The organism is Myxococcus hansupus (assembly GCF_000280925.3).
In the GTDB taxonomy this organism is placed as follows: domain Bacteria; phylum Myxococcota; class Myxococcia; order Myxococcales; family Myxococcaceae; genus Myxococcus; species Myxococcus hansupus.
The window spans coordinates 4,030,475-4,041,847 of record NZ_CP012109.1 but is presented as its reverse complement, the minus strand read 5'-3'; the positions used below and the strand labels follow the sequence as shown (position 1 = coordinate 4,041,847).

General features: G+C 69.1%; 10 protein-coding genes and 2 tRNA genes. 7 read left to right on the top strand and 5 right to left on the bottom strand.

The annotated features are described in order from the left end of the window. Nucleotides 1–137: 137 nt before the first annotated feature. Entirely contained in the window at nt 138–881 is a 744-nt protein-coding gene (locus A176_RS15405; protein WP_002640054.1) for a tetratricopeptide repeat protein, read from the bottom strand. Nucleotides 882–977: 96 nt separating this feature from the next. Between A176_RS15405 and A176_RS15400 the strand changes: the two genes are divergently transcribed. The 5 genes from A176_RS15400 (at nt 978) to A176_RS15380 (ending at nt 3,820) form a co-directional block, all read left to right on the top strand. Then, a tRNA-Leu gene (locus A176_RS15400) sits at nt 978–1,063 on the top strand. A gap of 104 nt (nt 1,064–1,167) precedes the next feature. Beyond that, a complete protein-coding gene (locus tag A176_RS15395) occupies nt 1,168–1,845 on the top strand; it encodes a response regulator (RefSeq protein ID WP_002640053.1) in 678 nt (225 codons plus the stop codon). Between the two features lie 101 nt (nt 1,846–1,946). After that, nucleotides 1,947–3,233 (top strand): methyltransferase domain-containing protein, encoded by a 1,287-nt coding sequence (locus A176_RS15390; protein WP_044890932.1) that lies wholly within the window; start codon nt 1,947–1,949, stop codon nt 3,231–3,233. Between the two features lie 56 nt (nt 3,234–3,289). After that, on the top strand, nt 3,290–3,691 hold the full coding sequence (locus A176_RS15385) for a hypothetical protein (protein WP_002640051.1): 402 nt from the start codon (nt 3,290–3,292) through the stop codon (nt 3,689–3,691). A 56-nt stretch (nt 3,692–3,747) separates the two neighbouring features. Continuing rightward, nucleotides 3,748–3,820 (top strand) — tRNA-Ala (locus tag A176_RS15380). Nucleotides 3,821–3,974: 154 nt separating this feature from the next. On the opposite strand, the gene A176_RS15375 is transcribed toward A176_RS15380, so the two are convergent. After that, nucleotides 3,975–4,898: a class I fructose-bisphosphate aldolase gene (locus A176_RS15375; protein ID WP_002640050.1), complete on the bottom strand. Its 924-nt coding sequence runs from the start codon at nt 4,896–4,898 to the stop codon at nt 3,975–3,977. Nucleotides 4,899–5,146: 248 nt separating this feature from the next. Here A176_RS15375 and A176_RS15370 point away from each other — a divergent pair, with 248 nt between their 5' ends. After that, a complete protein-coding gene (locus tag A176_RS15370) occupies nt 5,147–6,898 on the top strand; it encodes a TolC family protein (RefSeq protein ID WP_044890920.1) in 1,752 nt (583 codons plus the stop codon). 52 nt (nt 6,899–6,950) lie between these two features. Continuing rightward, complete coding sequence (locus A176_RS15365) at nt 6,951–7,553, top strand: MlaC/ttg2D family ABC transporter substrate-binding protein (protein WP_002640048.1); 603 nt, start codon at nt 6,951–6,953, stop codon at nt 7,551–7,553. A gap of 60 nt (nt 7,554–7,613) precedes the next feature. On the opposite strand, the gene A176_RS15360 is transcribed toward A176_RS15365, so the two are convergent. The 3 genes from A176_RS15360 to A176_RS15350 are packed head-to-tail and all read right to left on the bottom strand — an operon-like array spanning nt 7,614 to nt 11,359. Beyond that, a complete protein-coding gene (locus A176_RS15360; protein ID WP_002640047.1) occupies nt 7,614–8,606 on the bottom strand; it encodes an NAD-dependent epimerase/dehydratase family protein in 993 nt (330 codons plus the stop codon). Nucleotides 8,607–8,631: 25 nt separating this feature from the next. Then, a complete protein-coding gene (locus A176_RS15355) occupies nt 8,632–9,813 on the bottom strand; it encodes a hypothetical protein (RefSeq protein ID WP_002640046.1) in 1,182 nt (393 codons plus the stop codon). 7 nt (nt 9,814–9,820) lie between these two features. After that, nucleotides 9,821–11,359, bottom strand: coding sequence for an aminotransferase class I/II-fold pyridoxal phosphate-dependent enzyme (locus A176_RS15350; RefSeq protein ID WP_002640045.1), 1,539 nt, complete (start codon nt 11,357–11,359; stop codon nt 9,821–9,823). Between the last annotated feature and the right edge of the window lie 14 nt (nt 11,360–11,373).

The window sequence follows — 11,373 nt, the reverse complement described above, 5'->3', positions numbered from 1 at the left end:
TCAGAGTGTTTCCGGGCGGTTGCGCACCGTCTACGTCGCCCTGTTGTACAGGGTCGGAAGACGTTGCAGCGCGCTGAGCGGCGAAGCGGTACTTATTCCCGTGCGCGGGCCGACGCTGGGCGCCGCGCCACGGGGCACTAGCGTCGGGTGTTGAACTGCATGCGGCGGCCACCCATGGGCGGCATGACCGGCGGCGGAGCCTCCAGGCCGAACTGCCACCACATGGGCTCGTACGGCTTCATCTTCAGGCGCTTGTCGTTCTGCAGCGCCGCGAGGCTCCCCTTGAGCTTCTCGTCCTTGGGGTTCTCCTCCACGCCCCGGGCGAGCACGCGCAGCGCGCCGTCCTTGTCCTTGTTCTGGAGCAGGCACCAGGCATAGGCCGCCCAGACGATGGACTCCTTCTTCCCGCTCTTGGTGGCGGACTCGAACGCCTTCTTCATGGCGTCGAAGTCCTTGCGCTGGAAGAAGAGGGCGCCCTCCATGGCCTTGGCCATGTAGTTGCGGCTGCTGCCCTTGTCGAAGGCGGCCTTGGCCCCGTCATGGTCCTTCACCATGTACTTCAGCATGCCAATCTGGGAGTGCAGCTCCGGGCCGACGAGGAACTGCCACTTGTCGTAGACGAGCCCCTGCTCCAGCGTCTTCACCGCCCGGTCCACCCGGGACTGGGCGTCCTTCTGGCTGGTGGGCTGGGACTGGAGGTCCTTCTGGACCACCGTCATCAGGGCCTGGATGCGGCTGGCCACACGACGGGCAAGCACGATGTAGGTGCCGACGAGGGCCAGGAGTCCGGGAACGAGCCCGGCCCAGATGGAGAAGCCGGCCACCTTCACCAGGAGCGCGACCGCAATTCCCACACCGAGGGAAATGAGAAGGTTGTACATGGGGGGGCCCTCTTATCGATGTGCGTACGGCACCGCAATCTTCGGATGCACTTGGTATCAACTCGCGGTATACGTTCGGCCGTCGCGACAGCAGGGGGCCCTCTGTCGAAATTGGTAGACGAGGCGGACTCAAAATCCGCTGCGGCTGACCCCGCGTCCCGGTTCGAGTCCGGGGAGGGCCATAATCCGAAGGGCAGGACCGGCGAGGTGGTCTTCCGCTGGAAGCGCCCGGTCCTGATAGAGGACAGGCTCCACCTAAGGTCGGGGCGGCGGAGGTACCCCTAAAATGAGGGTGTTGCTGGTCGAGGACGACGCGAGCCTTCGGGAAGGCATGGGCGAGCTCATCTCCGAGCTCGCGGAGGTCCATGCGGTCAGTACCGGAGAGGAAGCGGTCGCGGCCCTGGAGGCCGAGCGTTTCGTCCTGGTCATCACCGACTTGAGGATTTCGGGCGGTGAGCTGGGAGGCCGCACCGTCGTGGAGGCCGCCCGTCGGCGCCAGCAGGCGGTGGCCATCGTCAGCGCGGCCACGCCGGACGAGGTCATCCAGTCCATCCAGCCCCAGGTGGCGGACGCCATCCTGCTCAAGCCCTTTCAGATCGAGGACATCGTCTCCTTGGTGGAGCGGTTCCTCGCGCTGCGTCAGGACTGCGAACGGCTGGCCACCCTCCAAGCGGCGCGCCCGGATGCGCAGGCCGGGGAGGTCGCGGGGTCGCACTCTCCGTTGATTTCAAGGATAGCTCCCAGTGAAGCCTGGCTGTCCGTGGCGCCTGGGGGGGACTTCAACTGGACGTTCCCCATGTCGCCCGCGGGTGAAGGGGTGCGTGTGATCGAAGGCACGCTCGACGTGGATGGCGTGTCGTACGCCGCCCCGGGATACTTCTTCCTGGGTGCCGGGCAGGTGCCCCGGGTTCGCAGCCCGGCGGGCTGTCTGGCGGTGGTCGTGGGACTGAAAGGGCAGGGCTGAGGCACGTGGATTCCGTCTGGCCGGTAGCGCCCTTGGACCCGGAGCGCCTGGGTCGTCCCTCTCGGCGTGGCGCGACGGCGGCGCTCGAGGCACACATCGCGGTGCTCCGAGGTGAGCCCTTGAAGGCCGCGCTCGCCAACGCCCTGCGGGAGGCCAATGGCCTGGGTGGGCAGGAGCGCCGCTTCACCGCCATGGCGGTGCGCGAGCTGTCCCGGCACCAGCGGTTGTTGGACCTGGCGGCCCGGCTGCTGGGGCACACCATGGGGAAGGTCGGGCTGACGGAGGACCAGGCGCTGGTGCGCTACGCCCTCTGGCGCCGCATCTTCTGTGGTGAGGGGTGGACGCGCATCGGCCCGGAGGTCCGGCTGCCGGGCCCGGTGCGCCCGCGCACCATCAAGGACGACCTGCTCCAGCGCGTGGTGGAGCTGCCGCTGCCCGAAGCGCCGATGCCGGAGTCCCACGCGGAGAAGCTGGCGACGCGCTACTCGTTCCCCAACTGGCTCGTGCTGCGCCTGGCGCAGGTGTACCCGGAAGACGTGTTGGAGGGATTGCTCGCGGCGCTCGACGAGGAGCCGTCGCTGCACTTTCGCGCGCGGCCTCCGGGAACCCGGGACGCGGTGCTCGCCGCTTTGAAGGAAGAGGGCGTCAACGCGGAGGCGGTGGCCGCCGCGCCGGACGCGGTGCGGGTGACGGACTCCAGCCACCGCGTTTTTGAAACGCGGGTGATGAAGAGCGGCAGACTCCAGGTCCAGGACGTGGGCAGCCAGCTCATCTCCGAGATGTGCCGGCCCGCCGCGGGTTCGATGGAGGGCTTCACCGTCGCGGACATCTGCGCGGGGGCCGGCGGCAAGACGCTGGCGCTGGCGGACTTCGTGGGCCCCAAGGGCAAGGTGGTCGCGGGCGACCGTTCCCGGCGCCGGCTGGCCGAGGCGCGCGAGCGCGTGCGCCACTTCTCCTTGAGACAGGTCGCGTTTCCGCATCCGCTGCCCCTGTCCGACGCGGACGTGTTGCTCGTGGACGCGCCGTGCAGCGGGACGGGCTCGCTGGCGCGTGAGCCGGATCAGAAGTGGAAGCTCACGGCCCAGGAAGTCGCTCGCTACCAGGCCACGCAGACGGAGCTGCTCGACGAGGTTTCACGCCAGGCGAAGCCGGGCGCACTCATCGTTTATGCGACCTGCTCGGTGATGCCCGAGGAGGACGAGGCGGTGGTGGAGGCCTTCCTGGCGAAGCACCCGGACTTCACGCTGGAGCCTGTCGAAGACGTGCTCGGCGCGGAACGTGCCGCGCTGGCGGCGCAGGGGCCGTACCTCAAGGCGCTGCCTCCCAAGGTTCCCGGGGGCGGCTTCTTCGCGGCGCGGTTGAGAAGGACGGGGCCGGGGCCGGGTTGACAGGTTCCGAGACCGCACGCTACGCAATCGTTGATTCCTCAAGGAGTGTGACTGACTTGGCGGCCGACTCGAAGCAGTCCGAGGTGGTGAAGCAGATCAACGAGGCTTTCGAGGCCGCGCAAGCTCGGCTGGCGCAGCTCCGTGAGGCCGTGGAGCGCAACACGGACCTGGCTCGGGCGAACGCGCGAACCACCGTGCTGAAGGATCAGAAGGAGAAGGCGTTCCGGGAGCTGGGCGAGGCCGTCTGGCGCCAGCAGCAGAAGGGCCGGCTCACGCTTCCCGCGGGATTCGAGGCGGCGCTCAAGGCCATTGAAGCAGCAGAGCAGGCGGCCGAGGCGCACGCGCGCGAACTCACGGACATCCTCATGGAAGGCGCGGAAGTGGCCGCGCGGTTGAACGAACAAAAAAAAGCACCGAAGCCTCAAAGAGTTCTGGTGCCTGGAACGAAGAAGCGGTAGAAGGCACCCACTTCGCCGGTCGGGCCGCTCCCCAAAGCGGCTCAGCAGCAAAAGACGGGGCTATAGCTCAGCTGGGAGAGCGCTTGAATGGCATTCAAGAGGTCATCGGTTCGATCCCGATTAGCTCCACTCTGAAATGAAGAGGCCCGCCAGGGAAACCTGGCGGGCCTTTTTGTTTTCCGGCGCCGCGTGCGTCGCGCATTGCTCCGAGGCCGCGCACGAAAAAGGCCCGCCAGCGCGAGGCTGACGGGCCCGGGACTGTGGCTCCGCGTTCGCCTGGCGCCTACGCCTTGCCGGCGAAGATGGCCATCACGTCCTTGAGCAGCTTGATGGACTCGGCGTGCGGACGCTGGAAGGCGTTGCGGCCCATGATGGAGCCGAAGCCGCCGCCAGCGTTGATCTGCTTGATCTCCTCGAGCAGGGCCTCGGTGCCCTTGGCCTCGCCGCCGGAGAAGATGACGATGCGCTTGCCGTTGAAGGCGGAGCGGACCACTTCGCGGACGCGGTCGGACATCGTCTTGGTGGCGATGCCGGCCTTCTCGAAGGCCTTCTTGGCCTCGGCCTGCTCGAGGTGATCCTGCGGCGGCTTCACCTTGATGATGTGGGCGCCGAGCTGCGCGCTGATCTGCGCCGCGTACGCCACCACGTCGATGCCCGTCTCACCCTCCTTGGAGAGGTTGCCGCGGGGGTAGGCCCAGAGGACGGTGGGCAGGCCGTACGACTTGGCCTCGGCGATGATGTCGCGGAGGTCCTCGTACTGCTCGTTGCGCGCGCCAGAGCCCGGGTAGATGGTGTAGCCGACGGCGGTGCAGCCCAGGCGGACGGCGTCCTTCACGGAGCTCGTCACGGCGGACATGGGGTTGGGCACCTTGGCCAGCGAGTCGGAGTTGTTGAGCTTGAGGATGAGGGGAATCTCACCCGCGTACTTGCCAGCCACCGCCTCCAGGAAGCCCAGGGGCGCCGCGTAGGCGTTGCAGCCCGACTCGATGGCCAACTGGATGTGGTAGTCCGGATCATACCCAGCCGGGTTCGGCCCGAAGGAGCGGGCCGGACCGTGCTCGAAGCCCTGGTCCACCGGGAGGATGACGAGCTTGCCCGTGCCGGCCAGCGTGCCGGTGTTCAGCAGGCGGGCCAGGTTGGTCAGCGTGCCGGGGTTGTCGGACGGGTACCACGACAGGATCTGCTTGACGCGATCGGTATGGGGCATGTGTGGGGATCCTCTGTCTCGGGAACAGGGCGCAATCTGCTGCATGCGCCACGTCCCACCAACTCCTTTTCGCGCGCGAGTGTCACGGGTTCTACGCCACGGCGGCATCCACGGCGTGGGGGGCCAGACGCGCCCCGGTGCCAGGCGATGGATATGGGACGAACATCACCGGTGACGTCCCGGCGACGAACGGACATGCTGCGCCGCCCCGGGGTTCTCATATATGGGGAGCGCCACAAGGCGGGTTGATGCGCAGACACCTGGATCATGGCGTGACAGTGGCGCTGGTGCTCGCGGCGGGCGTCGCCGGCGCGCAGCTCACCCCTGGCTCGGTGGGAACGGGGAGCAGCCCCGCGCCGGGAACCGGAAGCACGTCGTCGCCCTCCACGCCGGGCACCTCGCCTGCGCCGGCCACCCCGGATTTGACCACCCCCAGCTCCGACGCCCCCCCCACGGCCGCGCCGGGCCAGGGGGCACCCAGCGGCACGCGTCCGCCGCGCGTGGGCACCGGCGGGCCGAACCTCCCTCCGGGACCGCCCGCCATCGCCCCCAGCACCATCGAGGAGACACCAGGGTCGCAGGGTGGGGGGCCGGGCATCTCCCCCGCGCCCGTCCAGGAGCCCGCCGCCGAGGCGGAGCAGGCGAAGGACACGGTGACGGACGCGCCCGACTCGGAGGCGAAGCCCGCGCGTCCGGCGCCGCTCACCCTGGCGCAACTGGTGGCGCGCGCCCGCGAATCCGACTCACGGGTGGAGGAGGCGAGCGCGGAGCTGCGCAGGTTCCACGCGCTCCATGACCAGGCGCGCTGGGCCTGGTTCCCCAAGTTCGAAATCACCGTGGGCGCGGGCGGCCCGACGCCCGAGGCGCGCAACGACGGGCTCGGCGGTCCTCCCACGACGCCGGCCACGCTCAAGGGCGACCTGAACTTCGGCCGCGTCGGCGTGACGGCGTTCTCCACGGGCAACGCGGTGCTGCCCATCTACACGTTCGGCAAGCTGACGGCGCTGGAGAAGGCCGGCGCGCAGGGGCCGGTGCTGGGCGCGGCGCTGCGGGAGCGCGTCCGGAATGAAGTCGGCTTCCAGGCCGCGCAGGCGTACTTCGGCTTTCAGCTCGCCCAGAACGGGTTGCAGCAGATTGAGGAAGTGTCGAAGCGGCTGGAGGACGCCGGGGCGCGCATCGAGCGGCTGCTCAAGGAGGACTCGGGGCAGGTGTCCGCGGTGGACTCGCACAAGGTCCGCTTCTTCCGGCAGATTGTCGAAGCGCAGCGGGCGGAGGCCCTGCAGGGCCGGCAGTTGGCGCTCGCCGCCATTGGCTTGCTGGCCAACGCGGGCCCCGACGACGCCGTGACGGTGGTGGAGGAGGAGCTGGAGCTGGACGAGGACGTGCCGGTGCCCAGCCTGGATCAGTCCCTGGCCCGCGCCGAGGCCTACCGTCCGGAGCTGACCGCCATCGCCGCGGGCATCGCCGCCCGCGAGCAGGAGGTCTTCATCCGCGAGCGCAGCTACTTCCCGGACCTGGGCATCGCCGGCTTCTATGACGTGCGCTTCACCACCAGCGCCACGCGGCAGCGCACGCCCTTCGCGTTCGATCCGTTCAACGACCGGACCGCCGGGGTGGGCCTGGTGATGCGGGGCACGTTCGACATCCCGGTGAAGGACGCGCTGCTGGCACAGGCGCGGGCCGAGCTGGACAAGCTGCGCGCGCAGGAGAAGCAGATTCGCGCGGGCATCCGGCTGGAGGTCGCCAAGGTGCACAGCGAGCTGGTAGCCGCCTGGAGCCGCGCCCGCTCCTTTGGCGAGGCCCAGCGCAGCGCGCGCCGGTGGGTGACGGCTGCCTTCACCGCGTTCGACCTGGGGACCGGTGACACGCGGGACCTGGTGGACGCATTCACGGCCTATGCCCAGGCTTCAGGGGGCAAAGGCAAGAGCTGGCATGACGTCCGGGTGGGAATGGCCGCTCTTTCTCGTGTAACCGGGGCGCCCATCGCCTCGGGTGAATAACCCGGCGCTGACCGCTGTCTTCCTGACCGTCCTTTCAATCGGAGCCGACTGAATGATTGCTTCCCTGCTTGCCGCCACCTTGCTCGCCGCCGCGCCGGGTCCTCTCACCGTCGTGAAATCCGGGAACGCGGATGTCCAGAAGGCGGCCAACGCCCCGGGCGCCACCGCGCAGTCACTGGCCACCGTCGTCGAGAAGTTCGTCGACTTCGAGGAGCTGGCGAAGCGTGCGCTGGGTGACAAGTCCTGGTCCGAGCTCAAGCCCGCACAACGCAAGGAGTTCACCGAGACGATGACGGGCCTGCTGCGCGCGTCCTACGCCCAGAAGGCCCTGGGGCAGGCCCAGGCGAACGTGAAGTACGGCGAGGAGGGCGTCGACGGGAACGAGGCCACCGTGGGCACCACCGTCACGGTGAAGAAGGATTCCGTCCCCGTCGAGTACCGCCTGTACCGCACCTCGGCCACCAGCCCGTGGCGCATCTACGACGTCGTCACCGACGAGGTGTCCCTGGTCGACACCTACAAGGGCCAGTTCCGCAAGCTGCTCTCCGACAAGGGCTTCGACGGCCTGCTCTCCACCCTGAAGAGCAAGCGGACGCAGTTGGAGAAGGAGAACGCGGCGTCCGCGCAGAAGACGGGTCAGACGGCGGCGCCGTAGCGCGGCGTCTCGACACGGCGGACGCACCCCAGGCCGGGGCGCCCTCACGGGTGCTCCGGCCTACGTGTTCTTGAGCGCCGCCAGCGTGCCCGCGAACCCCTGGGCCAGGGGAATGGTGGGAAGGAACCCGAGCTCCCGGCTGGCGCGCTCCGTGGAGCACGTCCACGCGGGGCACGTCATCTCCCGCACCTTGTCGCGGTTGAGGATGGGCACCGTGCCGCGCAGCCGGGCCACCGCCTCCGAGCCCAGCCCCACCACGTAGCTCACCGTCTGCGGCACCGGCACCACCGCGGGACGGCGCTTGCCCAGCGCGCCCGCCATGGCCGCGCAGACGTCCTCCCACGAATGCTCCACGCCGTCGGACACGGTGTAGACGCCGCGTGCCACGTCGTCCTGGGACACGGTGGCGCCGCGCTCGGCCGCCGCGAGCAGCGCGGTGCACAGGTCGTCCACGTGGATGAGGGAGTACCGCTTCGGGCCAAAGCCGCTCTTCAGCGCCACGCCCAGCTTCGCCATGGGCAGCAGCGAGGGGAGGAACTCCACGTCCCCGGGGCCGTAGACGATGGGCGGACGGACGATGACGGAGGGCACCTTCCCGGCGAACTCGCGCACGGCCAACTCGCCGCCCAGCTTGCTGCGGCCGTAGAGGGAGACGGGGGCCGGCGGGTCCTCTTCCCGGCGCGGGCGCTCGGGCGTGGACGGCCCGGCGGCGGCCAGCGAGGAGCAGTACACCAGCCGGGGCGGGTGGGGCAGGGCGGCCATGGCCTCCACCAGGCGGCGGGTGCCGTGCGCGTTGCCCTCCATGTAGCCCGCGGGCTCGCGGGACTTGGTGACGCCCGCCAGGTGCAGCACGCAGTCCACGTCACGCACGGCGTCCGCCAGGCCGTGGCCGGTGGTCAGGTCCGCCACCACGAAGCGGGCCCCGAGCGACTCCAGGGGTCCCCGGCGCGAGCTGGCGCGCACCATGAGGGTGAGCGTGTCGCCACGCTCCACGATGCGGCGCGCGAGCCGCTGGCCAATGAAGCCGGTGCCACCGGTGAGCAGGATGCGCAAGGCAGACTCCGGAGTGGGACGGGATTCAGAGCGCGCGCTGGAAGACGCGGTACGTCTTGGAGCGCTGGGCGCCCATGGACTCGATGGCGCGGTTGACGAGGTGGTTGTCCTCGAGCGTCCAGGAGATCTCCCCGCCCACGTAGCCGAGCTGCTTCGCGGTGCGCAGGGTGTCCAGGTACAGGATGGCGTCCAGGCCGCGGCGCCGGTAGCCCTCCTTGATGCCGAGGATGATGAGGCGCAGCCGGTTGATGCGGCGCGAGGCCAGCGCCAGCTTCACCAGGCCAATGGGCAGGCCGAACGTGGTGAGCCGCCCGTTGGCCGCGCGGATGGCCTGGTTGGCGTCCGGCACCGTGAGTGAGAAGGCCACCGGCTCGCCCCGGACCTCGGCCATGAGCGCCAGCTCCGGCCGGACCACCGTCTTCAGCTCCTTGGCCAGGTGGTCGAACTCCGCGTCGGTGAACGGGACGAAGCCCCAGTTCTTCTCCCACGCCGAGTTGTAGATGTCCCGGATGCGCTTTACCTCGGCGTCCAGGTTCTTCATGTCGACCGGACGCACGACGACGCCGTCTCGCTGGCGAATCTTCTCGGAGATGCGCACCACCTTCTCCGGCGGCTGCGCGGAAGAGGACAGCTCGAAGGCGTACAAGTCTTTGGCCTTCGTCATGCCACACGCCTCCAGGAGCGCCAGGTAGTAGGGCGGGTTGTGCGGCATCATCACCGCGGGCGGTGAGTCGAACCCGTCGATGAGCAGGCCCCAGTCCTGGTTGGACGAGAAGTTGGCCGGCCCCAGCAGGGTGTCCAGGCCCCGCTGGCGCAGCCACGCCGCGGCGGTGTCCACCAGCGCCCGCGCGATGCCCGCGTCATTCACGCACTCGAAGAGGCCGAAGAAGCCCTCCTGGGTGCCGTGAATCTCCATGTGCCGCGGGTTGCGGATGGCGGCGATGCGGCCCACGAGCTCGGTGCCACGCCGGGCCAGGAAGAGCTCCACCTCGCCGTACTCGAAGAAGGGGTTCTTCTTCGGGTCGAGGAAGTCCCTGCGCTCCATCTCCAGCGGCGGAACCCAGTGCGGGTCGCTCTTGTAGAGGGAGAAGGGGAGGCGGATGAACTGCATCCGCTCCGCCTCGCTCCGAACGGGGGTCACCTGCACGTCCGAGGGCATGGTCGGCGACGAGGGGGACGGGTGGGGCGGCTCGGCGTGGAGGGCCATGGGCGGGTCAGTTCCGGTCGGAGTGGGCGCCGTTGCGCATGAAGAAGTGGGCGCCCTTCTCCAGCAGGATTCCCGGAATCTCCCCGCGCTTCTCCCACAGCTTCCAGGGCGCCGAGCTCAGCTTGCGCAGGTCATCCGGCTGGAGGTTCGCCGCGCGCCACGTGAGCTGCTCCACCGCGTCGAAGAAGCGCCCGGCCACCTCGCGCGACGACATGCGCGACAGTTGGTCCAGGGTGATGCCGCCCTTGTCCGCCAGCAGGCCCGCGGACCCCGCGGACCACGTGTCGCTGGCGCGGTTGGACAGGATGCGCGTGCCGGGCCGGGCGATCTGCACCGGCTCGTAGACGGTGGGGCGCGTCTCCGGGATGACGCCCAGCTTGCGGCCAATGGTCTCGAAGGTGTCCAGCACCCGGTCCAACTGCGCGTCCGTGTGCGTGGCCATGTACGAGGTGCGGATGAGCGCGTGGCCCGGCTCCACCGCCGGCGGAATCACCGGGTTGGCGAAGACGCCCGCCTCGTGCAGCGCGCGCCAGAAGCGGAAGCACTTCACCTGGTCGCCGATGTGCACCGGCACCACCGGCGTCACCGACACGCCCGTGTCGAAGCCCATGGCGCGGAAGCCGTTGTGCATCTTCTCCGCGATGTCGAGCAGCCGCGCGCGGCGCTCCGGCTCGGCCTCGATGATCTCCAGCGCCTTGAGGGCCGCGGCGATGGAGCCCGGCGTCATGGACGCGGAGAAGATGACCGAGCGGGCCTTGTGGCGGATGTAGTTGATGACCTCGAAGGGGCCGGCCAGCACGCCGCCCAGCGACGCGAAGCTCTTGGAGAAGGTCCCCATGACGAGGTCCGTCTCCTTCTCCAAATCGAAGTACTCGGACGTGCCCCGGCCCAGCGTGCCCAGCACGCCCATGGCGTGCGCGTCATCCGTCATCACCCGCGCGTTGTAGTGCTTGGCCAGCTCCACGATGCGGGGCAGGTTGCAGAGGTCGCCTTCCATGGAGAAGACGCCGTCGGTGACGATGATCTTCCCCGCGTCCGGATCCGCCTGGGACAGGAGCTGCTCCAGGTGGTCCATGTCGTTGTGGCGGAACTTGCGCTCGGTGGCGAAGGACAGGCGGATGCCGTCCACCAGCGACGCGTGGTTCTGCCGGTCGCTGAAGACGATGTCGTGGCGGCCCAGGATGGAGGCCAGCGCCAGGTTCGTCTGGAACCCGGTGGAGATGACGATGGCGGACTCGCGGTTGAGGAACTTCGCCAGCCGCGCCTCGAGCTCCTCGTGCAGCGCCAGCGTGCCGTTGAGCAGGCGCGAGCCGGAGCTGGTGGTGCCGAACTTCTCCGTCGCCTTGATGGCGGCTTCCTTCACGCGCGCGTCGGAGGACAGGCCCAGGTAGTTGTTGGACCCGACCATGATGACGCGCTTGCCTTCGATCTCCACCTCGGTGGCGCCGTGCGACGCTTCGATGGCGCGGAAGTACGGGTAGAGTCCCGTGGCCTTCGCGATTCGGTAGTCCTTCCAGTTACGGCACTTGTCGAAGACGTCGCTCATGGGTGATCGGTCTC